26 protein-coding genes are annotated in these 26319 nt (G+C 35.8%); 5 read left to right on the plus strand and 21 right to left on the minus strand.

The window, feature by feature from the left end; all coding sequences use genetic code 11:
- Positions 1–168: 168 nt before the first annotated feature.
- From NXS11_RS06395 to NXS11_RS06405, 3 genes are all read right to left on the minus strand, one after another.
- Complete coding sequence (locus tag NXS11_RS06395) at positions 169–1341, minus strand: MFS transporter (RefSeq protein WP_259199907.1); 1173 nt, start codon at positions 1339–1341, stop codon at positions 169–171.
- Positions 1342–1521: 180 nt separating this feature from the next.
- Entirely contained in the window at positions 1522–3252 is a 1731-nt protein-coding gene (locus NXS11_RS06400) for a DHA2 family efflux MFS transporter permease subunit (protein ID WP_259199908.1), read from the minus strand.
- Positions 3253–3268: 16 nt separating this feature from the next.
- Entirely contained in the window at positions 3269–3916 is a 648-nt protein-coding gene (locus NXS11_RS06405; protein ID WP_259199909.1) for an HlyD family secretion protein, read from the minus strand.
- A gap of 120 nt (positions 3917–4036) precedes the next feature.
- Between NXS11_RS06405 and NXS11_RS06410 the strand changes: the two genes are divergently transcribed.
- Positions 4037–4594 carry a TetR/AcrR family transcriptional regulator gene (locus NXS11_RS06410; RefSeq protein WP_259199910.1) on the plus strand — a complete coding sequence of 186 codons (558 nt, stop codon included), beginning with the start codon at positions 4037–4039 and terminating at the stop codon, positions 4592–4594.
- A gap of 359 nt (positions 4595–4953) precedes the next feature.
- On the opposite strand, the gene NXS11_RS10950 is transcribed toward NXS11_RS06410, so the two are convergent.
- The 6 genes from NXS11_RS10950 to NXS11_RS06440 form a co-directional block, all read right to left on the minus strand.
- Positions 4954–5949: an ATP-binding cassette domain-containing protein gene (locus NXS11_RS10950; RefSeq protein ID WP_259199912.1), complete on the minus strand. Its 996-nt coding sequence runs from the start codon at positions 5947–5949 to the stop codon at positions 4954–4956.
- Positions 5950–5958: 9 nt separating this feature from the next.
- Positions 5959–6561, minus strand: coding sequence for an ABC transporter ATP-binding protein (locus NXS11_RS06420; RefSeq protein WP_259199913.1), 603 nt, complete (start codon positions 6559–6561; stop codon positions 5959–5961).
- Between the two features lie 197 nt (positions 6562–6758).
- On the minus strand, positions 6759–8210 hold the full coding sequence (locus NXS11_RS06425) for an APC family permease (RefSeq protein WP_259199914.1): 1452 nt from the start codon (positions 8208–8210) through the stop codon (positions 6759–6761).
- Between the two features lie 349 nt (positions 8211–8559).
- Positions 8560–8922 (minus strand): DUF423 domain-containing protein, encoded by a 363-nt coding sequence (locus NXS11_RS06430; RefSeq protein ID WP_259199915.1) that lies wholly within the window; start codon positions 8920–8922, stop codon positions 8560–8562.
- Positions 8923–8936: 14 nt separating this feature from the next.
- On the minus strand, positions 8937–9248 hold the full coding sequence (locus NXS11_RS06435; RefSeq protein WP_259199916.1) for a DUF5327 family protein: 312 nt from the start codon (positions 9246–9248) through the stop codon (positions 8937–8939).
- 4 nt (positions 9249–9252) lie between these two features.
- Entirely contained in the window at positions 9253–9909 is a 657-nt protein-coding gene (locus NXS11_RS06440) for a uracil-DNA glycosylase (RefSeq protein WP_259199917.1), read from the minus strand.
- 156 nt (positions 9910–10065) lie between these two features.
- On the opposite strand from NXS11_RS06440, the gene thiD reads away from it, so the two are divergent.
- Positions 10066–10896: a bifunctional hydroxymethylpyrimidine kinase/phosphomethylpyrimidine kinase gene (gene thiD / locus NXS11_RS06445; protein WP_259199919.1), complete on the plus strand. Its 831-nt coding sequence runs from the start codon at positions 10066–10068 to the stop codon at positions 10894–10896.
- Between the two features lie 48 nt (positions 10897–10944).
- Here thiD and NXS11_RS06450 read toward each other — a convergent pair whose 3' ends face one another.
- The 9 genes from NXS11_RS06450 to NXS11_RS06490 all read right to left on the minus strand — a co-directional run bounded on the left by NXS11_RS06450 (position 10945) and on the right by NXS11_RS06490 (position 20729).
- The gene (locus tag NXS11_RS06450) at positions 10945–12141 is read right to left on the minus strand and encodes an MFS transporter (RefSeq protein ID WP_259199920.1); all 1197 of its coding nucleotides are present in this window, start codon (positions 12139–12141) and stop codon (positions 10945–10947) included.
- Between the two features lie 222 nt (positions 12142–12363).
- The gene (locus NXS11_RS06455; protein WP_259199921.1) at positions 12364–12657 is read right to left on the minus strand and encodes a DUF1958 domain-containing protein; all 294 of its coding nucleotides are present in this window, start codon (positions 12655–12657) and stop codon (positions 12364–12366) included.
- A 393-nt stretch (positions 12658–13050) separates the two neighbouring features.
- A complete protein-coding gene (locus tag NXS11_RS06460) occupies positions 13051–13755 on the minus strand; it encodes an HAD family hydrolase (protein ID WP_259199922.1) in 705 nt (234 codons plus the stop codon).
- 112 nt (positions 13756–13867) lie between these two features.
- The gene (locus tag NXS11_RS06465; protein ID WP_259199923.1) at positions 13868–14125 is read right to left on the minus strand and encodes a hypothetical protein; all 258 of its coding nucleotides are present in this window, start codon (positions 14123–14125) and stop codon (positions 13868–13870) included.
- Positions 14125–14481, minus strand: a complete 357-nt coding sequence (locus NXS11_RS06470) for a VraC family protein (RefSeq protein WP_259199925.1) — start codon at positions 14479–14481, stop codon at positions 14125–14127. The genes NXS11_RS06465 and NXS11_RS06470 overlap by 1 nt, the downstream gene beginning before the upstream one ends.
- Positions 14435–15595, minus strand: a complete 1161-nt coding sequence (locus NXS11_RS06475; protein WP_259199926.1) for a thiolase family protein — start codon at positions 15593–15595, stop codon at positions 14435–14437. The genes NXS11_RS06470 and NXS11_RS06475 overlap by 47 nt, the downstream gene beginning before the upstream one ends.
- Positions 15592–16950, minus strand: a complete 1359-nt coding sequence (locus NXS11_RS06480; protein WP_259199927.1) for an AMP-binding protein — start codon at positions 16948–16950, stop codon at positions 15592–15594. Before NXS11_RS06480 ends, NXS11_RS06475 begins: the two co-directional genes overlap by 4 nt.
- 692 nt (positions 16951–17642) lie before the next feature.
- Entirely contained in the window at positions 17643–19109 is a 1467-nt protein-coding gene (gene abc-f / locus NXS11_RS06485; protein WP_259199928.1) for a ribosomal protection-like ABC-F family protein, read from the minus strand.
- Positions 19110–19148: 39 nt separating this feature from the next.
- Entirely contained in the window at positions 19149–20729 is a 1581-nt protein-coding gene (locus NXS11_RS06490) for an ATP-binding cassette domain-containing protein (RefSeq protein WP_259199929.1), read from the minus strand.
- 692 nt (positions 20730–21421) lie between these two features.
- On the opposite strand from NXS11_RS06490, the gene NXS11_RS06495 reads away from it, so the two are divergent.
- Positions 21422–21703 (plus strand): hypothetical protein, encoded by a 282-nt coding sequence (locus NXS11_RS06495; protein WP_259199931.1) that lies wholly within the window; start codon positions 21422–21424, stop codon positions 21701–21703.
- A gap of 257 nt (positions 21704–21960) precedes the next feature.
- Here the strand turns inward: NXS11_RS06495 and nagB are convergent, their stop codons facing one another.
- Genes nagB through NXS11_RS06510 form a run of 3 tightly spaced genes read right to left on the minus strand, consistent with a single transcriptional unit; the run spans position 21961 to position 24913 of the window.
- Entirely contained in the window at positions 21961–22692 is a 732-nt protein-coding gene (gene nagB / locus NXS11_RS06500) for a glucosamine-6-phosphate deaminase (RefSeq protein ID WP_259199933.1), read from the minus strand.
- Between the two features lie 10 nt (positions 22693–22702).
- A complete protein-coding gene (locus NXS11_RS06505; RefSeq protein WP_259199935.1) occupies positions 22703–23371 on the minus strand; it encodes an N-acetylmannosamine-6-phosphate 2-epimerase in 669 nt (222 codons plus the stop codon).
- Positions 23372–23386: 15 nt separating this feature from the next.
- Positions 23387–24913 carry a maltose/glucose-specific PTS transporter subunit IIC gene (locus NXS11_RS06510; RefSeq protein ID WP_259199936.1) on the minus strand — a complete coding sequence of 509 codons (1527 nt, stop codon included), beginning with the start codon at positions 24911–24913 and terminating at the stop codon, positions 23387–23389.
- 123 nt (positions 24914–25036) lie between these two features.
- Between NXS11_RS06510 and NXS11_RS06515 the strand changes: the two genes are divergently transcribed.
- Both NXS11_RS06515 and NXS11_RS06520 read left to right on the plus strand, forming a co-directional pair.
- Positions 25037–25846, plus strand: coding sequence for a MurR/RpiR family transcriptional regulator (locus NXS11_RS06515; protein ID WP_259199937.1), 810 nt, complete (start codon positions 25037–25039; stop codon positions 25844–25846).
- 92 nt (positions 25847–25938) lie between these two features.
- Positions 25939–26319 (plus strand): YojF family protein, encoded by a 381-nt coding sequence (locus NXS11_RS06520; RefSeq protein ID WP_373319383.1) that lies wholly within the window; start codon positions 25939–25941, stop codon positions 26317–26319.

Genomic DNA, 26319 nt, shown 5'->3' on the forward strand with positions numbered 1-26319 from the left:
AACCAGTCAATGCAATAAGGAAAGTATAAAAGTAAGATCTATTAAAGAGCAGAAATCTCATGCGCTAGCAAAAATTTCGTTTTAGTGCCAAAATCATTTGTGAAAGATAAGCAATAGAACAGATTAAAATAGGTCATCATGGTAGCAATAACCACCTTGATGACCTATTTATGTTTCTAATAAATCTTTATCATCTTTGACACCAATCATAAATAATGCATTGGATACAATAAAAATAATCACAACGATGATATATAGCGTATGTAAAGATATGTAGTTTAATAAGATAGAAGCTACATACCCTGCTATAGGTATCGTTCCCCACGTAAAAAGATAAATCGTTGAATTTACTTTCCCTCTTATCTTTTCTGGAATAATTTGATGTTGCACCGTTGTTCTTAGTACACTCCCAAAACTTCTACATAAATATCCTGCAAATACACCAATAAAAAATAAATAGCTATGACTAATTAATAATACAAATGGGATACTTAAGACAAAATTCACTATGCCAATCGATCTTTCAAATGAATATTTTTTAACTAAGTATTTCGGCAAAAGCGCACCAATAATTGCACCAAAAGACAATAAACCAATCAAAACACCGGTAAGCGTATGTTCAACTTTTAAATATCTAACTAAATAAATAACGAGTGTATTCGTTAATATTGTAAGTGAAAAATTGATGCCCATCGTCACCAATACAACGAGCACCAGCTTACAATTACTGAAAATATATTTTAATGCACGAACACGCACTGTATTCGTATTAAAATCTTGAGACGTATTATCCCTATGATTCCTATTAAGCGGCTTTATATACATATATAAGTTGACGAGTTGTAATATCAAAATAACGATAAACGCCATCATGATATTATTTGATAATGTAAATGCAATGATTGGTGAAAAGAAATTAACTAATGACCGCATCAATTGTACTTGACCATTAACAGCTGTTAATTGATTTAAAAAATGATCTGGAATGTAGACACTTGTATTAATTTCCAATACACATGACACAAAGCTCAATAAACAAATCATAACAAATATTAACAGCTCATTTTGTACATTTTGATGTAGCATCCAAGCAAATAACAAAATCAGCCCGATGTAACAAAAATATGTAAATATCGGTACAATATGACTATTATATCTATCAATCAGAGCACCTGATAACTTACTGAATAAGATAAAGCCAATTGAATAAGTGGACGTTAGAAATACAATTTTAGAGTCACTAAAGTCCCAAACTATCACACCAATTAATGGTATCAAATAGATGAATATATCATTAATGAGTAGCCGATTGAATTCAGTCATAATAAAATAGCGATGCATCATAAGCACCACCGGCAAATGTCAGTAGACGCTCTCGTTGTATGTAGCATAAAAATCCCTCCCCTTTCACTAAGTATATAAATAATAAATTTCTTAATCAATGCGCTTTGAACATTCCAAAGTTATATACATCGAAAAAAATCACGACTTCCCCACTCAAATGAAGAAGTCGTGATTTTTCTATTGTTCTTTTGACATATAGTAAGATTTATCACGCAAGAAAAAGCTGAGTATAAGTGCAAGTGCGCTGAACGCTGTCGCAACCCAAAATGCACTGTTAACGCCATCTACTGCTGAAAGTTGATTGACAAACTTTAATATCGCAGCTGTCGCTTGCTGTTCGCCACCTAATTGTTGTGCGAGTGCTTGCAACTGATCTTGAATAAATGGCTGTGTTTTATCTAAATCTTGCTGAAATGTCGCAAGGTGCGTTTCACTTTGTTGTGTCATAACGGTTACTAAGATCGCTGTACCGATAGATCCTGCCAATTGGCGCATTGTGTTAATCAACGCATTCCCATGAGATATGAGTCTCGAAGGTAACGAGTTCATACCAGCTGTCATAATTGGCATCATAATAAAACTCATACCGAATGAACGCACAATATAAATCCATAAAATCGATGAATAAGGCGTATCCATCGTCAATTGTGTTAATTCCCATGTCCCGTACGTGGTAATGGTCAAACCGATAATGGCTAATGGTTTAATACCAATCGTATCCAATAGTTTTCCAGCAATAGGTCCCATAAAGCCCATAATCAAGGCACCTGGTAACAGCAACAATCCTGAATCAATTGCTGAGAAACCACGTAAGTTTTGTAAATACAATGGTAGTAAAATCATGCCACCGAATAAACTCATCGTCACAATCATATTAATGGCTGCTGTTAGCGTGTAACCCGGATACTTCAGCACTTCAAAATTCAACATTGGCGCTTTCATCGTCATTTCACGTATCACAAACGCTGTTGTAAAAATAACACCTACAATCATCATGACAATAATCTTGGTTGATGTCCAACCATCGTTACCTGCTTCACTAAAGCCATACAGTAACGAACCAAAGCCGATTGTACTAAAAATAACGCCCGGAATATCTGCTTTAGGTTGTGATGTACGTTGATACATACCGAACCAAAAATAAGCTATAGCTAATGCAACAATCGCCACAACAAACATACCGATAAACATCGTATGCCAATCAAAATGATCCACGATATAACCAGAGAGTGTTGGTCCAATTGCTGGTGCTAAAATCATTGCGATACCAAGTGTTCCCATTGCCATCCCACGTTTTTCTGGTGGGAAAATCGTCATAAAGACATTTGTACCAAGGGGCATTAAAATACCTGCACCCACGGCTTGAAGTACACGTCCTGTCATCATAACTGGAAAGTTCCAAGCAAACCCACAAACGAGTGAGCCGATTGCGAAGATTAACATTGAGAATAAGAATAAACGGCGATATGAATATTTCTCAAATAAGAAAGCACTAATTGGAATTAAAATCCCATTGACTAACATAAATCCAGTCATCAACCATTGCCCTGTTGATGCAGTAATATTGAAGTCCGTATTAATTTTAGGCAACGCTGTATTTAACAATGTCTGATTTAATATGGCTATAAACATCCCGAACAACATGGCTGCTAATACTTTATTACGTGTAATACCTGGTTTGAATCGATAATTTTCTGCAGCATCTTTCACCTGGTCACTTACTGCCTCTGATATTTCTTGTGACTCGTATGCGTCAACTGTACTTGTCTTATTCACACTTTGATGCGACGCCGTCATCTCTGTAGATGTCATACTTCTACGTTGTTTCGTCTTATTACGTCGAAGTAGTAAGAGGTTCATCAACACAATCACAATGAGTGAAACGATGCTATATATCATCACAAACATCTGATGACCTCCTATATTAGTTTTTGTGAATACTTACTTCTGCGTTCATACCTGGTAACACACGATTTGATGGTTGACTATCAAACTCAATTTTCACTGGTACGACTTGTGTCACTTTTGTATAGTTACCATCACTGTTTGATGAAGGCATTAAAGAAAAACTAGATGCTGTCGCTTGACCGATATGAACCACTTTCCCTTTCACTTTAGAATCTTGCCCATCAATCGCAATATCAACTGTTTGGCCTTCTTCTACATTTTTAATTTTTGTTTCATCAATATTGGCTGTTACATAACGCTTATCTAAGTTATACGCATATGCTAAAGGTTGTCCAGCTTGTGCAACACTTCCTTTTTGTGCTGCTAATTTTACAATTGTACCTTCTGTCGGCATCGGAATGTCCATTGTTTGCACATCACCTGTTTCTGATTTCACTTGTACTTTTGCAAATGTATCCCCTGCATTTAATTTGTCGCCCTCTTCCACATCAAGAGACGCAATCTGTCCTGAAGCCGGAGCAACAATTTTAATCTGGTCTCCATCTACTTGTGCATTTTCTGTTTTGATGTAATTGGCTGATTGATTATAAAAATAAAAGCCTCCTATCCCGATAATGACTAATAATACAATTGTCGCGATGTTAATCATAACTAACTTCTTCACAGTGACTACTTCCTTTCCATTAATTTCAATATCATGTATTATAGAACCATCATTTCACACATGCTACAGACAATTTTCTAAAATGTGTCGGATACAGAAATTAAAATAAACGGTGATCTTATGGTAAAAACAAAAACTTATTACGAAATATGTAAAGCACTCATTACACTGCTTGAGCATAATGACTTTGAAGCAATTACAATTAAAGAAATTTGTGCCGAAAGCGGCGTGCATCGCTCAACCTTTTATGCTTACTTTGAAGATAAATACCAGTTATTAGAAGTTATAAAGCAATATCATATGAAACGTTATCAACGCATCATGACATCCGCAACACATATCATTGAAAACTGTACCTTAAAAGAAACCAAATCTGGTATTTTAAAAGTTTTTCGTCTAATATTTCAATATTTATTACGTTACAAATCTTTTTTTAAAACAATCTTAGTTAGCAATCCCCAGCCAGATATCATAAGAGATTATATGCGTTACACATACCATATGTATTCTGCTATGTTAGAAACCTTACCCAACATGCGACACCCAGACTATTTTATTTACTATACGATTGGCGGAGAGCTCTCAATTGTATACAAATGGTTAGCATCTGATTGCCCAGAAACACCTGAAGAAATGGCACATATTTTATATCACAATTTAATCAAAATGAATCGATAGGGACATATTTTCACACCAATCAGCTATTACTTATACAATATTCCCCTCATTTTATATAAGGTGCTCTATTCATTTCCCTGTCCTCCGTTCAACGCTCATTTCACATTGATTACACTCTTAAAAAATTAAATATCATTTGTACATTTAATTATTATTCGTCAATAGTTCATAATAAATTAATAATTTATTAATATTTGTGTACCCAAACACGCAAAAACGTGGTACATTAGTTTTAAGCAAATATATGGATAGGGATCCATATCACTTTGTGCTTTCATTTTCAAAAAGTTCTCCAATTAAAAAGCCTGTTTCCCATGATAGCGTAGCGACTATCACGAGAAACAGGCCTATCTTTGGTTTTACGAGTTCACTTCTATTATTCTTTCATTATCTATTTTATAAATATCTGTATATAAATTTTGATTCACATGTTCGTCATGTGTAATCTCAATAACCGTCTCTACTTCTTGATGAATCACCTCTCTAATGAATATTGCATTCTCTTTATCAAGTCCAGCCGAGAACTCATCAAGTAAGATAAATTTCGGCGCTCTTATTAAAATACGCGCTAAAGCGATACGCATCTTTTGACCACCTGACAGACGCTCGCCATTTGCACCTACATGATAGTCCCATCCATGTGTTTGAATCAATTCTGTTAAATTACATTGGCGAATGACATAGCGTAATTGTTTATCGTTAAAATCATCATCCAATGCGATATTAAATAAAATCGAGTCGTTAAATATCAATGGCTGTTGTTCAAAATAATAGAGATGTTGCGTCAACATAGCAAACGACATTTTATCGTCCTGAATATTGTTGTACCAAACCGTACCTTCTTGTGGCGTCTCCAACCGTAACAATAACTTAAAAAATATTGACTTCCCGCTTCCAGAGGGTCCTTTCAATAAGATATGATTGCCTTTATTAATCGTTAAATGAATATCCTTGAAAATCATACGTTCTCCATATTGATGAGAAACATGTTGAAATTGCACGGGTAAAATTGTATGTGTTAATTGATGCGTCATTGTGTTCTGCGCATCTTCTAACGACAAACTATCCATTAAATCATCATATTTTTTCACAATTGTATGAGAAGACCTTAATTTATTAAAATGATCAATCGCATTAACTGCAGGAATCACAATTCGATCACTTGCCAAATAGACTGCCATCAATGCAGCTAATGATAGATTGCCATGAATCACAAAAATCCCACCTATAAATAAAGGGACAAATGCGCTAATACCTGATAAGAGATTGGTAATCCAGTTAGATTGATAGAGATTTTTCTGCACACTGTAATTGCTCTCTTCTACATGATTCAATTCTTTTGTTAACTGTGACACAAAAAATGGTTACTTATTAAAGACCCTCACCGTTGTCAGTGCACTAAAGTATTCGTTAAGATGATCGACAAATTTTGAAGAATCGTGCGACCATGTATCTGTAGATTTCTTAATTTTATTTTTATACATCTTAGGTGTCACAACAGGAATAATGGAAAATACGATAAACAATAAGCCAAGTTGATAGTCGATCACCAGAACATATATCGCAGAAACAATCGAAAAGGTCATACAATATATAAACAGAAATAACGACTTAATATAATTCGTCTCCAAAAATTTAAAATCATTGACCATAAAACTTAATAAATTTGAACGTTGCGTCGTATTATTCCCACTAAAGTACTTTCTAATAAGTTGTTCTTTATAATGATTGTTAAAATCTCTTATAAATTTCTGCTGATAAAGATTCCATAAATATAAGCCTGTTCGAATAATACCATAACCGACCAGTCCAAAGATAAAATAATTAATAAGCGAAGAAAGGCTTTTCGTCTCGACAGAACGAATAACACCCGCAATAAGCGTTGGTATCACCAGTCCATCTAAAGCTGTTATAAACATAAAAACATATAATAAAATCAATTGAGGTGTAAGCAAATTAATCTTCATTCTTGACCTCCTATCAACATAGCTAATTGGACAAATATAATTTATAACACATTTAATGAAATATAAATTTAAAATTCTAGTTACACATTTATTGTAGCAAAACTCACTCACAATAATAAACAGAAAATTCAAATATTTGTAGAAAAATAGCCTCCATTAACTGAATACAACAATATCCAATCAATGGAGGCTATAATCTATTCGTCTAACATTTTTTCAACATCTTTTTTACGTGTATCCAAAATAAGTTGTGATAATTCATCTTTATCCATATGACGTAGTTTCGGCAAACGAATAAAGAAGAAAATCAAGCCGAGCAACGTCCAAAAACCTAACGCAATATGCGATGGTAATGATAATGACGCTGGTGATATTGGTAATAACAGTAACGCTAAGAAAACAAATGAAATCACTGCACCAATAATCGCAAATGTTTTATAAACAGGACCGTATGTTTTACTTTGTTTGTCGTAACTAAACAATTTCGCAGCTGCCAAACATGTAACAAAGTATGCGATAGACACCCCTGTTGATGACATATCTACAATCCATGTTAGTGCTGTACGTCCTAGCCAAGGTGCAACCAATGTTAATGCCACTAAGAAAATAATCGCAACATATGGTGTCTTGTAACGTGGGTGCAATTTGCTAAAAACGGTTGGCATAATACCAGAACGCCCCATTGAGAATAACAAGCGACTTGCACTCAATAAGAAACCGTTCAAGCCTGTAAAAATACCCATGATAATCGCAACCGCCAGTGCCCCTAAGCCGATATTGCCAAATGCTTCACGTGTCACAGCCCCTGTTGCCCAAAGATCATTATCAGGTGCCGTTAACCAACCTGTATATAAAATCATTAAAATATACGTGAATGCAGCAGCTAACAAGCTATATACGATTAACTTAAACGTTTTATCTGGTGAAAAGTTAAATTCTTCTGCTGTCTGTGGAATATTATCAAACCCAACATATGCCCATGGTGCGACCGCTACAATCATAATAATTGCTTGAAACCAGCCATATTGCGTACCTTGGTATGGTTGCAGATGCTCTAATGAGAAGTTTGATCCGAAAAATGAGCTGACAAACATTAAGATGACAACAATCACCATTGCAATACAGAAATAAAACTGCAACGAGCCTGAGACGCTTGCACCATAAATAGTAATAACCATAAAGATTAATAATAATGCGGATGCAATAATAATCTCCGTGATATAGACATCCCAACCTGCAATCGTATAAAGTTTACCCACTTCAATCGCATCAGGAATTAAAAACTTGATAAGTAGACTAAACGCCGTCGCATTCAATGCTACGACACAAATATAACCAAATGTTAAGAACCATGATGAAAAGAAGCTGACATAACGTCCAAATCCTAAAAAGCTAAATGCAAATGCACCACCGGAAACTGGAAAGCGCTCAACTAACGCACCATAACTTACAGCAATAATCATCATCAGTAATGCCCCAATAAATATACCGATGGATGCTGCAATTGGTCCAGATGTTTGAATCCAATCCCCCGGCAGAATAAAAGAACCCCAGCCGATACAAGAGCCATATGCGATTGCCCATACAAATTTTTCAGACAAATTTTGCTGCAAATCGCCCCTATCCGGCTTTTTATTATGTTTTGCCATAAATATATTTCACCTCTAATATACTTTATACCCGTATTTAAGTATTAATAACTAATTTATAGTATCCGATCTATCAATCATACAGCAAATATTTATTCATAGCAAAAGTTTTCATATTTTCACAAAGGATTGACAGAAAAAATTCAAAAAAAAGAGTGAAACAGAAATCTCACGTTCTCATGAAATTTCGTTGTCTCACTCCGACAAAGATGACTTAGATTTTACTGATCTTTACTTCCCTGATTTTCTTCGTTGCTTTTCCACAATACAGATGCTAATGCGCTAAAAATATGACTCAAAAACTAAAGATAGCTTCCATCATCGTCACTACTTGCTTGTTTAATGATTGCTATATTTTAAAAGATGCAACAATCAACATAATCCAACCGGCAATAAAGAGTACACCACCGATTGGCGTAATCGCACCTAGTACACTGATTTGGGTTGTTGATAAGATGTACAATGAACCACTAAAGAACACAATGCCAAAGAACATTAACCAACCTGCCCAACTTACATTTAAGTCAAAGGCACCGCCAATAATACCAATTAAAATCAAACCAAGCCCATGATACATTTGATACATCGTTGCCTTTTCCCAAACCGACATATAATGTTCGGAAAGCTTACCATCTAAGATATGTGCGCCAAATGCACCTGTCCCAACTGCCATCATCGCATTAAGTGCACCTAAAATAATAAATATTTTCATGCTATGTCTCTCCTTTAAAAATCAAAAATAGATTCACCATTACCAATCGCATCATCTGTCACTAAGCGATTATCTGCCGTTGTCAATGCAGTGTTCGATTCTGTCACACGACCACCCATTAAGCGTATTTCTTCTTCTGATACTTTCTTTGACGTTGTTGAAGCCGGAAGACTCACCGTTGCTTGTGGTATCGCTTCTTGATCTGTATATAAAGCTGTTAACGTATGAATAGCATATATATGCTTGTCAAATATTGCATCCGTCGCTGCTTGATCTGCTTGCATTAACTCATGTTCTAACAATTGAATTAACTTCTCTTTCTGCATACTGTTATTCCTTTCTTTCACACCACTGAATCGGTTCTAATCCTTGTGCTGTCAAATAAGCATTGGCTTTGGAATACGGCTTAGAGCCAAAAAAGCCACGATATGCCGATAAAGGACTTGGATGTGGTGACTTAATAATGTAATGTTTGGATGTATCAATTAGACGTTCCTTTTGTTGTGCTGGTTTTCCCCACAGGATAAATACAACGCCTGATTTATGTGTCGAAATCGCCTGAATAATTTCGTTTGTAAATAGTTCCCAACCAATGTCACGATGCGAGTGCGCCTGTCCTTGTCGCACCGTCAAAACTGTGTTTAACAACAGCACACCTTTTCTTGCCCAGTCTTGTAAATGCGGTGACGTTCTACGACAGCCAATATCATCTTCCAACTCCTGATACATATTGCTCAAAGATGGTGGAAACTTAGCATTCGGCTGTACCGAAAATGCGAGACCATGCGCTTGATTGGGACCATGATATGGATCTTGACCTAAAATCACAACCTTCACCTGCTCAAATGGCGTTAACTCAAACGCTTGATAAATATTTTCGCGTGCTGGATACACTACTTTCGTTGCATATTCTTTTTCTAAAAAATCATGCATCTCTTGAAAATTATGTTTAGATGTGATGTCATGAAAAATTGTTGACCACTCCATCGCGCTCACCTCATCCTACATTTTACCACAAATTCTATACAATAATATGCAGACACAGTGTAGAAATGTTTTCAGCAATGTACTCTCGTGATATGATAATGCATAAGTAAGATTTTACATTTAATGAGATGCTATATATAAGGGAGTGGATGTCACATGGCATTAAAGAAAGTATTAACAATCGCAGGTTCAGATACAAGTGCAGGTGCAGGTATGCAAGCTGACCTTAAAACATTCCAAGAGCTTGATACATATGGGATGGTCGCACTTGCAGCCATCGTTACAATGGATAAGGAAACGTGGTCTCATGATGTTACACCAATTCCATTCGATGTATTCAACAAACAACTTGCGACAGCGATCAGCATTGGTCCAGATGCTGTCAAAACAGGGATGTTAGGTACTGAAGAAGTGATCAAACGTGCAGGAGAAGCGTTCGTTGAGTCAGGTGCACAATTTTTCGTAGTAGACCCTGTCATGGTATGTAAAGGGGAAGATGAAGTTTTAAATCCTGGCAATACAGAAGCTATGATTGAATACTTATTACCAAAAGCAACAGTTGTGACACCAAACCTTTTTGAAGCAGGTCAGCTATCAAAATTAGGAACATTGAAGTCAATGGACGATATGAAAAAAGCAGCTGAAATTATTCATCAGCAAGGTGCACAACACGTTGTTATCAAAGGTGGTAAAGCATTAGATCAAGATAAATCATATGACTTATACTACGATGGCAACACATTCTATCAATTAACAACAGATATGTTCCAACAAAGCTATAACCACGGTGCAGGCTGTACATTCGCAGCGGCAACAACAGCTAACCTTGCGAATGGTCAATCACCAAAAGAAGCTGTCATTAATGCAAAAGCTTTCGTCGCTTCAGCAATCAAAAATGGCTGGAAAATGAATGACTTTGTTGGCCCTGTTGACCACGGTGCATACAATCGTATCGAAAAAATCGACGTTGAAGTCGCTGAAATTTAATAACCATTCAAAACGCCATGCGGTTTTCGTAACCCATGGCGTTAATTGCTATACTTCAGCAATATCTTGATATGAACGTGACAATATTGAAAATACGACAAGGACGTCAAACGTGGCGATACCCGTTAGTAAAAAGACCATACCTTCATGTTGATTTAAAATGATGCCGTAAAAAAACATCGATAATGGCATTAGTGCTTGTACGACAGATTGGTTAATTGAAAAAACACGGCCTTTATAGGCATCGTTAATCGTTTTTTGTAAATAAATACTATATGGAATATTAAAATATGGCATCGCAAAACCGATACCAGCATACACACCGATTAAAAAGATGAATGCAACGGTATGTGATACATCAAAAAATAAAAAGATGCCAAGTCCACTTAAAATGACACTATACAATAAAATAGATACTTTGATATTTCTAAATAAATGTGACTGAATTGGAAAAACGGAAAACAATAAAGATGTCAAAAAAATCGAGATTGTTAATGACGCTTCTATAACGCCGAACTGTTGAGAATTAAGTCCCAGCGTTTGAATGGCGATAATCGGTATCCCTACGACAATCGAATTGACCAAGAAGTTAATACTAAGCCCTATAGCAATACACAGCAAAATAATTCTATCTCGCTTCAAATAACCAAAGCCTTCTTTAAAATTCGTTATAAAACTGGTACGCTCTGTTTTTTCCAAGTATGTCTTTAATGGCAACATCAACAACAATACGAGTGAAAGACTCTCCGTCACAAGCGTTAGTGTCGCCAATGTTTGTATCGACACGAATGCGATGAGTACGCCCCCTGCCATTGGTGCTAAAAACGTCACGATTGTGATAATCGTTTGTCTAAGCGATACGATACGTTCCAAATGATTTTCAGCAATATTTTGTAGGTTCGATTGGATAATTAACATATTGACACTATCCGTAATTGTTAGCACCATACCGGTAACAATAATTAATTGAACTCCCACATTATCATATAAGAAGAAAAAGACCATCAATATCGTAATCGTTGCCATTTGCGCCGTGATAACAAGCCACTTGTTGTTCATGCTATCCGTAAATACCCCTATGATTGGACTAGTCATAATACCACATAAAACAATGAGCGCTAAATACACACTATACATATAGCTGGTATCTGTGTATTGCAGTATGTAAAACGCACAAGCAAAACTAAAAATCCGCGATCCAAAGTTGGAAATAATATCAAATAATACAAGAATAACTGATTTCATCATTACATCCCCCCTTTGTTTTGTAACGATTCCAACATGCGTATAAATTTATGATATAGTTATTTTCTGAAAATTACAATAAATAATCAACTAAGTTTCTTTAAAATATAAAAAGTTCACTTCCATAATTGTCTTAGAAAGTAAACTTTTATTGTACATACGTTTTATGACTCAACCATAATGCAAGACTCATTAATGAGATAGTTAAAAGTAATACTCCCGTTATGCTGAACGGTGACCATAAACCTTTACCAAATAGTGCAATCCTTTCGTCTCAATAGCCACACTTGATGCTTGATGGCCCATTAAAAATTGTCGTTGATAGTTTAGCATAACACGTTGGTGCTCATTATCTATTTTAAAATCTTTATACGTAATCTTCATATATTTTGGGAAAACATCGTATAAATCATGTTTGACATCGTATTTCTTACCTTGAGTATGATGTTCTCCTTTTGACAATACTTTCTTATATGCATAGTGATTGAACATTTCTTTTGTAACGCCATTCGCCACAATATGTCGTGGATGTTTAGCATTATCATCACTGAAAGGAGCAACAGTTAATACAGCCGTTTGTAGTCTTAATCTTCACTTTATCAGCAAGCTTTAAGTCCCCTCTATACTAAATAAAACGTCATCATCTTGGTTATCATTAATAGCTTCAGTAATAATGTCATCTATTTCTTTGACATCAATATCATAAATAACTTGCTTATACTACCCTGTCTTTTCTTCATCTAACTTAGCCAAACTTTGAGCAAACACACAACCATTTTGCCCCTTTGAATGCCAATATTGATGAATATGTTTTATCAACTTCTCATCATTAAAAACTTCTTCTCCGTGAGTGCCTATGATATCTTTTCTATCAGCAAATTTTCTTTTTTTATTACTTTTGATTTTGTTCTAGGGTTTATTTCCATTGGTATCCTCCTTATTACTCGTAATAGCCTGCCATATATCTCTTAAATCTTGAAATGATTCAAAATTTAAGTCACTGTTTTTCTTTTTCCCATCATAATCCCAACTCAATTTTCGCTCAATATGATACGCATTCCAACCACTTTCTATAGAAGGAACGACGTCATGATTAATAGAATTACCAATCATGATATCCTTGCCTGAAGATAATTGGTGATATGTATTAGTATCCTTATGATCCACTATCCATATATCATCAAAAAGTTCCTGTAAGTTTAAGTCTTCAATCCGTTTCATTTGAATCGCTTTATCACCATGCGTTAACACATTCAACTTTACATCGGTATATCTATGAGATTTGATATCGCTCAAAACATCTTTGGCATCGCTATGCAAAGGGATATCCATTGTAAAAATAGAGCTTGCAAGCTTGAAAACCTCTTTTTCATTGTATGACCCCGATGGCATTAATTTATGGAATGTCTCGACCCAACTATTACAATACCTGTCTGGTGAAAATGACAATGTTGAGATTTTTCCAATATCAATCTTATTCATGACATGCATCACTTCAGTAGGACTATATTCAGTCTCTGCTGAAACTATTTGGGATAATTGTTCATTAACATATGCATATGCTTCTTGTGTTTGAATCAATGTATCATCTAAATCAAAATAAATATTTTTCATATTCCCCCCCAATTATTATCAGTTTATTTTATTACTTATTTCCTCGTATACTTAGTATAAAACAAATTTTTTACCCTTCAATTACCTTCTCTACAATTCAAGTTTGTTAATGTCACATCACTACGATGTTCAATTTCACTATCCCTTGCTCGTTTTTCACAACAAATCCTTCACTATCTTGATATACGTTTAATGGTTCATTGATGTACACGGGTTGCTTATAGCGTATGTTACAAGATATGTTTTGCATACCATAGTCCCGTAACACCTTTTGAACAATCATTTGTCCTGGTACAATTTGATTGTGTATCGGATTGTCATCTCTCACTATTTTTAAATATTGTGCCACATCACCTACTGAAAACTTCATTAACTGTTCCTCCATACAAAAGTTTGTTGTATGACATTGCTATCGTTTAACACGAGTTCAAAACGAAATTGTTCAAAGTTTTTAATTTGTTTTGCTGACTTAAATGTTAATGTCGCCTTGATTGACTCGTCGCAATATAAGGGCGTCACATATTTTAAGGTTGTATCTACTAACATGACTTCTGCACCAATAAATGGTTCAAAAAGCGTGAAGCCACGCCAGTAACGCGCAAAAAAGAGCAAGGGGACTTCTTGACTTAGTGGCATGCCAAATAATGTTTGATAGGCATATAATACGGATTCATCTACTTTAACGTATCGTGTTTCTGTGCGACCAACGTTCGAATAATGCGGCATTGCCCATTCCTCCCCCTATACCCATTGTCGCAATCGTTAATGGGCAGTCTGTCATATAAAACAAGCGTGTCACTAGGATTGCACCACTCGCACTATACGGGTGACCAATCGCAATAGCCCCTCCGTAGCGGTTTAACTGTGTCGGCTGAATTTCAAGTGCCCGTTGAGAGGCTAGCACTTGTGATGCAAAAGCCTCGTTCAACTCAACAGCATCTATATCCGACATCTTCAAGTTTTGTTCTTCTAAAATACGCGACACGGCTGGAACAGGCCCAATCCCTAATAGCTTGGGATCAACACCCTTTATCGCATAATCTTTGAACTGTAAGCCTTCCGTAATCCCCAACGATAAGGCATATTGTTTCGACATAACAACCACGAGCGCAGCACCGTCGTTTTTCGCACAACAATTACCAACCGTGACAGTGCCATCGGGATAAATAGGTTTGAGGCGTGCTAATCGGTCTAATCGAATATGTCTACGCATTCCTTCATCTTGTGTCATCCATTCACCATTCACTTTAAGTGACAACATTTCATCTGTTAACTTACCCGAGTCATATGCTCTGACAGTCTTTATGTAACTGTCATAAGCAAATTGGTCTTGAGCCACACGAGAAATATCATATGCATATGCAACATTATCTGCCGCTTCAATCATCGTTGGATCTTGTCCTTCTGGCGCAAATGCAGCACGCTCATAAAACTGTGGTGGTTCGGTTGGATAAAGTGACGTTGGGCGTTTCATCTTCCATGGCGCACGACTTGTACTTTCCACACCACCAGCCAGATAGCAATGACCTGCCCCTGCTTCGACCATGCGACAAGCGAGATGAATGGCTTCAAGTCCTGAGCCACATTGTCGATCCACTGTCACACCCGGTATCGATAAATCCAATCCTGCTGATAACAAGCTTTTCCGTGCAATATTGCCACCATTTCCGACAATATTCCCTAAAATCACATCATCCAATTGTTGCCAATCAATAGGTAATGACTCTTGAAAATGTTGAATTAATGGTTTCAACAAATCTTCAGGTTCCCATTGATGTAACCTGCCACCATATCGGCCAATCGGTGTTCGCTTCGCTGCAACAATGACTGCTTCATTCATTGCCATGCCCCCTGTTCATATAAAAGTTGCGCTGCCCGTCTCGATACTTTTCCACTTGATGTGCGTGGCAGTTTAGGCACACATATCAACTTCGATGGTAATTCATAACGTGATAAGACATCTTCTAATTGTTCACGCACTACACGATACGTTAATTGTGTATCGCCTTCATACAATGCAAGTGCTAACTCCCCAAACTTTTGATGTTGTTGACGTATAACAATGACCTCATCAATCCCTGTTATCGTTTTAAGAGCCTGTTCAATTGTAAATAATGAAATATTTTTCCCACCAATAATCATGCGGTCTTGTATACGACCGTGTAAATAGAGAATATCTCCTTCAACTGAGGCGTAGTCACCCGTTTCAATCCATTCAGGTAACACGTCTCCAACATATCCAGAGAACGTCATTGGACTTTTAACCATTAACATACCTATGCCTTGTGCATTTGGTTGATCAATCTTTACATTCACACTTGGAAACAAATGCCCAACTGATTGAAGTGGTGCCGTTTGATTACGGTTCACACTAATAAAACTTGCTTCAGACGTGCCAAAAAATTCATAAACAGTCGTTGTTGGTAACTTTATTTTTAGCTTTTCGTGCAATTGTGACGACAACTTATCTCCCGTCACAAACATATAGGCAATATACGCATTGCTTGTTAACCCTTGTACCCAGTCATGCACCATCGTCGGCACAAGAAACAGACTACATGGACGTGCCAATCTTTCAATCACATGTTGACATTGTTGGACATCATAATTATTTTGACCAATAAACGTCCTCCCATAAAACAAGGCATATACAAGTACATACAACGTTAAAGAATGGGCATATGGACCGAGCGCCGCCATCGTAGGACATTGCGCAATAACATGTTTTGCTAACAATCGTTCATTTTCTTCAAAAGAGGCAATCCATGAAGCCTCATCCCGATAAAAAGCTTTAGGCAATCCCGTTGTTCCAGATGTAAATCCAATATGTAGTAAATGAGAGCACTCATGAGATACACCTTGATAAGTCGTTACTTGTAACCCTGTATCATCCCAAATATAAGCAATATCATATTTTTTATACAGTGCTTCACAACGTTGTGCTCCCCAATGTGGATCCATCACACACGGTGTGGCACCTTTACGCAATAATGCTAAATACGCTACAACAAAGGTTTCTACTTTCTCAAACGACAAAGCAACATCACAAGCGACACAAGTATCTGGTAACATCACCATTGCTTGATTCACTTTTGTCCATAGTTCATCATAAGTTATTGATATATCGTCAATACATAGTGCGACTGCTTGCGGCTCGTTTTTGGCATACTGTTCAATACGTTTTAATAGTTCCATTCGATACTCACTTCTTTGAATACGTTTTCTACCATTTTATCATATTGAGATATAGAAAAAGCCACTGGCTCTATTAACAACCAATGACTTCTTTATAGTATATTTATTCTAGATTTGCACGATTGACTTGCATTGTTTCTTCACTCACATTCAACTGTGACTGCATATCTCAAATGAAACTGTCTAACAACACTTGGCACCTTGTCCAAATAATCTAATGTTGTTAAGATCTTTCCACAGTTAAAATTAACAGTACTGATTGTCGCTTTATCCACTAGCAATTATAAATGCATTGTCGAACCTAAAGCAGACACAATCACCTTATTAAAGGGTAGACGTTATCTTTTCTTCCACAACATACACTTATTATCTGAGCTAGTTTAAACTTATCGCAAAGCTATTCACAATAAAACTAGCGCATCCTTTTCCTGATATAAAAGCTTGTTGAACAACGTGTTCTGCCAACTCAGCCTCTATCTGCTTGAGTGTTTGCCCAAGTTCATCTAGGATTAGTTGACAGTTATATAAAAACATCAAATCAGTCTTCTATCGCTTCACGACATTGTTTAGCCGCTTCACATGAATCATCTGTATTCGCAATCCCGTCGTTCACAATGAAATAATGATTGTTGTATACTTTTATCCAACAATTTTTTCAGACGTGTTATTTATAAAAAATGGACAACCGACAACTAATATTTTATTTTACCGTCTTCAATCCGCCATACCAATGTCGCAACTTGGTCTATAAATTTTTGATCGTGTGATGTAAAAATAACCGTCCCTTTATAACTTTTTAAAAGCCTTTCCAGTGCTTCAATCGTATGCACATCTAAAAAATTCGTCGGTTCATCTAAAATCAAAATATTCGATGGTTCTACTAACAACTTCGCAATACTTATCTTTGTTGATTCTCCACCACTTAACTCATTTATTTTCTTATGATTTAATGTTCTTTCATCAAACCCTAAATTAATCAAAATATTTCTAATGAATTCTGTATGATAGTATGTGTTTTCTCCTAGGTAAGTCAGAATGCTTTGATTACTTTTGGGGATATAGTCCATTTGGTTATACACTTTAATCTTCGCATTTTGAGAAATGGTAATCCCTGCTTGTTCATTCACAATATAATGTAATAGCGATGTTTTTCCTACACCATTGTCTCCAACTATCGCAAGACGCTCACCTTTTGGTACTTGAAAACGTACACCATCAAATAATGTTTTATCGCCAAGTTTCAGATAAATATCTTGTCCCATAATTGGAAAATTATTATGCATTTCTAAACTTTTGATTGTGGGGAACTCAATGTGTCGTTCTTCCTGTAACGCTGTTTCTTTTCCAATTTTTTTGATACGTTGTTCAATATGCTTCATATTTTTGAACATATTTTTTTGAACCGTATCTTTTTGCTTAGAAGCCGCCAAGCGATTAGGTTTTATATTTTTCTTCTTACTTTTCTGACTCGCTTCACCGACTTTTTCTGCCTTTTTTTGCTTATCTTCAAGTGCTGCCATTAACCGTTCTTTTTCTTTACGCTTTTTATCATTTTCATGTTCAATATACGCAATTTGTTCTTCTTTTTGTTCTATATACGCATCATAATTTCCTGAAAAAACTTCAATTGTATGATCATTAATTTCCCATACTTTCGTTGCTAACGCATTGATAAAAGCTCTGTCATGACTTACAAAAATCAGTAACCCATAATAATATTTAAGATAATCAATCAGCTGTTGAATACCTTGTGCATCCATGTGTGTGGTCGGCTCATCTAACAATAAGCCTTCTGAATAAGATGATAATGTGTGCGTTAAGCTTAATTTACGCTTCTCACCACCACTTAGTTGGTGCCATTCATTTTCAGGAACCTTCAACTCCGACAACATTTTAAAATCCAAATCGTCTGAATTAGATACTGAATTGTTCGTCTCCAATTGCGACATATAATTGAAGTGTACATGTCTTTCAATATGACCTTGGGTAGGGATTATAGCACCATATATTAACTTTAATAATGTACTTTTCCCAACACCATTTCCCCCTACAATCGCAATCCTTTCATCTTTGTACGCTGTTAAATGTTCAAATGAAAAAACATCTTGGGTATCGTATGTTACTTTAATGTGATCCATTCTAATAGCTAAATCACTCATATTATCCCCCCTTGTTTCTATTAAAACCGCATACTGATATCATACTTTTCTTTCAATATATTCAGAAAAATTAAGTTTAAAGTCAAATTCTTCTTGTATACCCACTGGTGTATGATGCGAAATGATAATAATAGTTCTCTGTTCAATTGCCATAAGCATCTGCCAGAACTTTTGACTCGTATGCGCATCTAAATTAGATGTCGGTTCATCAAAGATTAATGTTTTCTTACCAGACATAAGCCCTCTAAGTAATAACACACGCCTTTTTTCACCACTTGATAAATTGCCAATTTGTTGCTCGTTAATAACTTTTTCTGGCAATAACTGCTTCATATACTTATATTCTGCCTCGGTATAGTCTGTTTTAAACAATATGTTATAAACAACTGACGTATTAAATAACGCGTTATCCGTCAAAATGTAAGAAATATCATCAAATACATACGTCTGTTGATTTAAAACTTGATAATCATAGTTAATGGTGCCTGTATAGTTTGAGTTCATCCCTAAAATAGTCTCTAAAAATACAGATTTCCCCGTCCCACTTTCACCAGTAATCAGATACTTTTTATTCGGATAAAAAGACATATCTTTATACATTAAAACATTGTTATCAATCGGAATATGTAGATTTTCAACCACTAATTTTTCATTAAAAGTCGCATGTACTTCTGTTTCATATTCTTCAGATGTACGCTCTTGTTGTATTTGACATCTCAATTTTTTAGTACTATTAATGCTGTTGATACTTCTTGATAGGTTGAGTATTGGCATACTGAGCTGTTCAACTAACCCAAGAAGTGTAATCACCATACCTGGGTTTATGATTTTTTTGTAAATCAAAATGACTGAAATCGTCAATATAATGAAGTGAGATAAATATGAAAATAAAGAGTATAACGCATTTAAAGTCGCTTGGTAATTTTTAGATTCTCCCCAAGCTTCATATTCTTTTTCAACGTTCTTTCTTAACTTTGGGAAAAGTACTGCACTTAAATTAAAAACTTTCATATATTTTAGGTTATCCATTAAGTTTTTATAAAAATCCAAGTTCTTCCCTTTTTTGTTATATAGAAGATCTTCTAAAGTGGATAACCTCTCTTTAAAAACTTTGGTAATGAACAAAGGAATAAACATAAACGCAATAACCACTAGCCCGATATAGACATTAATGTATAATAGTGCAATAGACACAAATAACACCCTGAACGATAAATAAAAGACCGAGAAAAAACTTTGATAATAGGCGTGTTCTAAACTATCTACTACATTGGTTAGGACATTTAACTTTTTCTCTCTGATACTTTCAATATCTTTAAAATCTTTGACATTTAATAACTGTTTACCAATCGAAGCCTTTTGTTTTGAAAATGCTTTTTTAATTAATCGGTTCTCATATAACCATTCCAAATAGTAAAACAGCACTTCTGAAATGACCATCACGCCAAACACGACAATGTAAAACGTGACTTTGCTATAGTTATAGTCAATCGCACTTTGAAACAATTCCCCTTTAACAAACTGCATAAAAGTTGCTATTAAAGTAGATATTAAAAGAATCAGTATCAAGACAGCTAACTTTGAATTTTTAATATCTAATATCAAATCTTTCTTAAACATTTTACAGTCACCTCGATTTTATGAAACCTTCCTCCCAAGCAAAAAATACGCTAAATAAAGTATATTATCCCTTCCTCTTCAGTATCATAACATAAAAAAAGTTTATTGATTGAATTTTCTAAAATTTTTATTTGAGGAAAATTATTAATATACAATTATCTGTCCTAAGGGGCATGAAAATGCAATAACCCTATATGGATAAATGTTGCTGTTCAGCTTCTGTGATGGCAAGATAGTTATAAGTACCTAGTTTTATTTGTCATATAGCTCCAGCTAAATTGAAATAGCTGTTTTCATTTAACGTACAGTTCGTTGTATTTGTGCGTTTTTTTGTATAGAATGACTCATCATACTCCCCTATCACCAAAAGATACAGAACCAAAATATGTTATATTAAATTATGAAAGGGATATATTGAATGTACAAAAGTTTTCACTTGTCTTGAACATCTAGATAAAGCTGACTTAGAATTTATTCTAAACTCAGGGGGTTTAAAAATATTGCCTAAAGAATATGATGTGTATCATATCCAACAATTCGATTACGGTTCAACCATCAATAGAAAATTCTAAAAAAAGACAATCTGAGCCTATCGCTGAACTTATTAAAAGTTTAGCGATAGAAAACAAAATGTCGTTAGAAACCACTAGTTTAATTATAGAAAAATACAAAAGAGAAAGGGGTTTTTAATAATGTCCACCTTAACAACTATATTGACAGTTATGGGCATAGTTGCATTACAGTATTTTATGGCTAGTAGAAAACACTTCCTATGGGGAGCTATCATTCCGATTGCTTATGTGTTTACGATGATATATTTATATCTTTCAAATTATTATAATAGTCTTTTATCTTTTATACTGTTTTTAAGTTTAGGATTGATATTCTTATTTGAAGAGTGGAATCGTGGTCGAAAAGATAGAAGAAAAAAAGAAAATAACGAACTAAATAAAATGAAAAAGAAGGATTTGTAAAAAGTCTAAAGGATATCTCCAAATATTATTGACAGTTATTAGAAACTAACAATGCGCGAATCTTCAAAGAAAAACATTAATGCCATACCCTCAAAAAGTGTATATTCATATTATATCAGTCAGATTCAACGATTAAATAAAGATTAGATTTAAGGTATAAAGTTTCTATAACTAACATACTCTCATACAGTTCAAATTAAACGCCCTTAACACTCACTTTTCTTCTACTGTGAATGTTAAGGGCGTTACTGTTAAGTCTATGATAAATCTGGCATTGCTGCATCATCTACATATACTTCTACGTTTGGGTGTAAATGTAAGATGGTTGCTGGCACGTCTGGTGTGATATTCCCAGTCGCCAGTTGCGTTATAGCTTCTTTTTTCTGTTCTCCAAATGCTAATAAGATGATACGTTTAGCTTTCATAATAGAACGTAAGCCCATGGAAATCGCTTGTTTGGGAACATCTGCTTTATCGTCAAAATAACGACTGTTTGCTTCAATTGTACTCTCTGTTAAGTCTACACAATGTGTCACACTATCAAATGGCGTACCCGGTTCGTTAAAACCGATGTGTCCGTTTTGTCCGATTCCTAAGATTTGAATATCAACCGGCCCTCGTTCATCTAACAAAGACTCATAGCGTGCGGCTTCACACTCTGGATCTTCAGCAGCACCGTTCGGCAAATGGCATTTCAATGGATCAAATCCTTCATATTGATCAAACAGAATGTGATTCATATATTGATGATAACTCGCTGGATGTTCCGCAGTTAAGCCAATATATTCGTCTAAATTGAACGTTTCAACTTGTGAGACATCCAATTGATTTTTATCCAACAATGTCACTAATGATTCATACATGTCTAACATCGTACCACCTGTTGCTAGACCTAACTTGCTTTCTTTTTTGTGCAACATCTGTTTATATAACGCTGTCGCTACATAAAAGGATGCTTGTGTTGATGTACCTAAGTTCGTTATTTTCATGTCATCCCTCCTACTGAATCATACTTACAAAACGTTTAGTAATATCGCGTGGGCGTGTAATCGCACCGCCTACTACAGACGCATATACACCTTTATCAAACACTACTTTTAACATTTCTGGTGTGATGACATTTCCTTCTGCAATCACTTTTTGATTTACATTTTCTAAAACAGCTGTTAAGAAAGCAAAGTCATCCGCATACAATACTTTACCTTGTGTATCTTCTGTATAACCATGCAATGTCGTACCAATATAATCGAAGCCTAAACGATCTGCATTTTTCGCTTCTTCTAACGTCGCAATATCTGCCATTATTTCCACTTCAGGAGCTTGGCTTCTAATATACTGCACCAAGTCTTCTAAAGATTCTGCTGGTCTCTGGCGTAATGTCGCATCTAGTGCAATAACTTCGCAACCACTTTCCAATAATTCATCCACTTCTTTTTTCGTTGCCGTAATAAAAACAGACGAATGATCATAATCACGTTTCACAATACCGATTACCGGTAAATCAACTTCTTGCTTAATCGCGATAATATCCTCTTTTGTGTTTGCTCTAATACCAACAGCACCGCCTTCTTTTGCCGCAAGTGCCATTTTACTCATAATAAATGATGAATGTAATGGTTCATCTTCCAACGCCTGACATGATACGATTAATCCTTGTGGTAATTTCATTTGTTTTCTCTCCTTTTATAACGCTTCTTCTACTTCATTTTTAATAGCTGTGACATGTGGACCGTATACAATTTGAATACCATTCCCTTTTTGAATAATACCTCTTGATTCGGTCGCTTTTATTTTATTTTCATCTACCTGTGTAGCGTCTTTCAATGTTACACGTAATCGTGTGGCGCAACAATCGACAACTTCAATATTGTCCGCACCACCAAGACCTTCAATAATCATCTGTGCACGTTCACTTTTCGCAACCGTCTCCACCGCTGCTTCATCTTCACGTCCGGGTGTTTTAAAGTTAAATTTTGTGATTAAAAATCTGAAAATCACATAGTATAACGCGAACCATACGAGACCAATTGGAATAATCCATAAATAGTTCGTCTTCGCTTGTCCTTGTAACACACCGAATAAGATAAAGTCAATAAATCCACCACTGAACGTTTGTCCAACAGTAATATTAAAAATATCCGCCATCATAAATGCCAATCCATCCAATACTGCGTGTACAACATATAACAATGGCGCAACAAATAAGAAACTGAATTCAAGTGGTTCTGTGATACCTGTTAAAAATGATGTTAATGCGGCAGATAACATCAAACCGCCGACAACCTTTTTCTTTTCAGGTTTTGCAGTATGATAAATCGCTAAAGCTGCCCCCAATAAACCAAACATCATTGTGATAAAACGTCCTGACATATAACGGGAAACACCTTCGTAATAATGTTGAACGTTCGGATCACCCAACTGCGCAAAGAAAATATTTTGCGTGCCTTGTACAAGCTTGCCGTTGATTTCTAATGAACCACCCAATGCTGTTTGCCAGAACGGTAAATAAAAAATATGATGCAAACCAAAAGGCCCCAGCATACGTAAAATAAAACCATAAACCAACGTACCGATAACACCTGTTTTATTGACTAAGCCACCTGCCCCGAAAATAACAGACTGCACTGCTGGCCAAACGAAAAACATCACGACGCCTAAAAAGATGGCAGCAAATGATGTAATAATTGGCACAAAACGTGAACCGCCGAAAAAACCGAGAAACTGTGGCAAACTTACTTTGTTATATTTATTATGCAAGACAGCTGTCAGAATCCCGACGATAATCCCACCAAACACACCTGTTTCAACTGTTTGAATCCCAAGTGCCATCCCTTGTCCAGCTTTGGCTAATTGATCGCTCGCTGCAAGGCTATCGGTAATCGTCAACATTGCATTCATCGTCGCATTCATAATTAAAAAGCCTAGCATAGAGGCAAGACCTGCTGTGCCTTTGTCACTTTTTGCCAAGCCTACTGCTACGCCAATCGCAAATAGCACTGGCAAGTTTTGAAAGACAATATTCCCTGCTGCGCTCATCAACACAAAAATATGTTGCAAGAACGGTATATCTAATACTGGATAAGCTTTGATAGTATTCGGATTGCTTAATGCACCACCGATACCTAATAACAGACCTGCTGCTGGCAAGATTGTGATAGGTAACATAAACGACTTCCCAAATTGTTGTGCTTTGTCGAAAACCTTACTCATACTGCTTCACCAACCTTTTCTCTTAGTTATCATCTTAAATATACCACTCTGCAATTTTTTCTCAATATAATACGTTGAATTGGAATTTCTTTTCAAATATACTGATAAAAAAGGAGAAATCAGATGAAACTTGAAAATCGCATTCAAAAATGTCGTCATACATTGACGAAAGCAGACCAAAAAATTGCCGATTACATATTGAACCTCCAAGACAATACAGATATTGGTGCTATTCATACCATCGCCATGGCTGTCGACGTATCACCGTCCAGCATTACCCGCTTTGTCTACAAGCTGGGGTATGACAGCTTTCAATCATTTCGCTTTGCTGTCCTTCATGAACTGCAAACGGAAAAAATTGATAACAGTCCGTCTATCCAAGTACTACATCAGCATTACATGTCTATTTTGAACCACACAGGGGAGTTTATTGTAGAAGATGATTTGATGTACTTAGTAAAAGCTATTCAGCAAAGTGAAAAAGTGATTTTTATCGGTATTGGCAGCTCTGGTTTAAGCGCACAAGAACTATACTTTCGCACGGCACGGATGGGATTTAATACTATTGCAATTACCGATGCACACCTTATGTCGATTATTGGACAAATGTGCAATGATCAAACAACGATTATTGCGCTGACAAACAGTGGTGCCACGAAAGAAATTATTGCGAGTATTGCGCATGGACGGGCAAGTGGTGCCAAAGTGATTGCATTGTCACACTTTGAAACAAAGGCGTTAACCCGCCACTGCACACGGATTATTACAACCGCTGATAAACGTCACGCACACGATGCTTATTTTATTAATAGTCAACTTTCCAATCAATTTATTATCGACCTCGTCAGCTATCATTTGTTACAGGATCCGACTTGTCTGGAACATTACTCGAGTAGCTATCAAGAGTTACTATCAAAACATAGCGATGCTTGAAGAACTATAAAAATTTTGCTGATTTTACGCAATAAAGTGAGCAGAGGTGTAGGCAATCGAGTGGCTTTTTAGTAAAATAAATAGATAAACATATGAGGAAGGCAGTGAAAGTTTTGCAATCGATTACACAAGAAGCCGTTCAATCGTTACTCAATCAATTTGCAAATACGCCTGTCTACTTACACGTTGAAACAACAAACGGTGCTTATGCGAACCATTTTGACCAACGTGTTTTTAATGCAGGAACGTTTTTGCGCAATATTCAAGTGACTTATCAACACGCGCAACTTAAAGGCGGGGATAAAGACCCTTTTCGTGTTGGTCTCAAATTGGATAATCATGGTTGGGTCTATGTTCAAGGCTTAACACATTATGAAGTGAACGATAATGATGAATTATTACTTGCTGGTTTTAACTATGATGGTCAGTTAGCTGCAGCACTTGAAATTAGCCATCGACCATTTGAAACATAA

It is taken from the genome of Staphylococcus americanisciuri, assembly GCF_024814435.1.
Taxonomy (GTDB): domain Bacteria; phylum Bacillota; class Bacilli; order Staphylococcales; family Staphylococcaceae; genus Staphylococcus; species Staphylococcus americanisciuri.

Excerpts from the sequence above, each read along its gene's own strand:
- NXS11_RS06475 (WP_259199926.1), bottom strand. The coding sequence starts at position 15,595 with ATGAATGAAGCAGTCATTGTTGCAGCGAAGCGAACACCGATTGGCCGA.
- NXS11_RS06520 (WP_373319383.1), top strand. The coding sequence starts at position 25,939 with ATGAGGAAGGCAGTGAAAGTTTTGCAATCGATTACACAAGAAGCCGTT.
- NXS11_RS06450 (WP_259199920.1), bottom strand. The coding sequence starts at position 12,141 with ATGAAATCAGTTATTCTTGTATTATTTGATATTATTTCCAACTTTGGA.
- NXS11_RS06495 (WP_259199931.1), top strand. The coding sequence starts at position 21,422 with ATGTCCACCTTAACAACTATATTGACAGTTATGGGCATAGTTGCATTA.
- NXS11_RS06430 (WP_259199915.1), bottom strand. The coding sequence starts at position 8,922 with ATGAAAATATTTATTATTTTAGGTGCACTTAATGCGATGATGGCAGTT.
- NXS11_RS06515 (WP_259199937.1), top strand. The coding sequence starts at position 25,037 with ATGAAACTTGAAAATCGCATTCAAAAATGTCGTCATACATTGACGAAA.
- NXS11_RS06505 (WP_259199935.1), bottom strand. The coding sequence starts at position 23,371 with ATGAAATTACCACAAGGATTAATCGTATCATGTCAGGCGTTGGAAGAT.
- NXS11_RS06435 (WP_259199916.1), bottom strand. The coding sequence starts at position 9,248 with ATGCAGAAAGAGAAGTTAATTCAATTGTTAGAACATGAGTTAATGCAA.
- NXS11_RS06425 (WP_259199914.1), bottom strand. The coding sequence starts at position 8,210 with ATGGCAAAACATAATAAAAAGCCGGATAGGGGCGATTTGCAGCAAAAT.
- nagB (WP_259199933.1), bottom strand. The coding sequence starts at position 22,692 with ATGAAAATAACGAACTTAGGTACATCAACACAAGCATCCTTTTATGTA.
- thiD (WP_259199919.1), top strand. The coding sequence starts at position 10,066 with ATGGCATTAAAGAAAGTATTAACAATCGCAGGTTCAGATACAAGTGCA.
- NXS11_RS06465 (WP_259199923.1), bottom strand. The coding sequence starts at position 14,125 with ATGAAGTTTTCAGTAGGTGATGTGGCACAATATTTAAAAATAGTGAGA.
- NXS11_RS06510 (WP_259199936.1), bottom strand. The coding sequence starts at position 24,913 with ATGAGTAAGGTTTTCGACAAAGCACAACAATTTGGGAAGTCGTTTATG.
- NXS11_RS06395 (WP_259199907.1), bottom strand. The coding sequence starts at position 1,341 with ATGCATCGCTATTTTATTATGACTGAATTCAATCGGCTACTCATTAAT.
- NXS11_RS06490 (WP_259199929.1), bottom strand. The coding sequence starts at position 20,729 with ATGTTTAAGAAAGATTTGATATTAGATATTAAAAATTCAAAGTTAGCT.
- abc-f (WP_259199928.1), bottom strand. The coding sequence starts at position 19,109 with ATGAGTGATTTAGCTATTAGAATGGATCACATTAAAGTAACATACGAT.
- NXS11_RS06480 (WP_259199927.1), bottom strand. The coding sequence starts at position 16,950 with ATGGAACTATTAAAACGTATTGAACAGTATGCCAAAAACGAGCCGCAA.
- NXS11_RS06410 (WP_259199910.1), top strand. The coding sequence starts at position 4,037 with ATGGTAAAAACAAAAACTTATTACGAAATATGTAAAGCACTCATTACA.
- NXS11_RS06400 (WP_259199908.1), bottom strand. The coding sequence starts at position 3,252 with ATGTTTGTGATGATATATAGCATCGTTTCACTCATTGTGATTGTGTTG.
- NXS11_RS06440 (WP_259199917.1), bottom strand. The coding sequence starts at position 9,909 with ATGGAGTGGTCAACAATTTTTCATGACATCACATCTAAACATAATTTT.
- NXS11_RS06460 (WP_259199922.1), bottom strand. The coding sequence starts at position 13,755 with ATGAAAAATATTTATTTTGATTTAGATGATACATTGATTCAAACACAA.
- NXS11_RS06470 (WP_259199925.1), bottom strand. The coding sequence starts at position 14,481 with ATGCCGCATTATTCGAACGTTGGTCGCACAGAAACACGATACGTTAAA.
- NXS11_RS06420 (WP_259199913.1), bottom strand. The coding sequence starts at position 6,561 with ATGAAGATTAATTTGCTTACACCTCAATTGATTTTATTATATGTTTTT.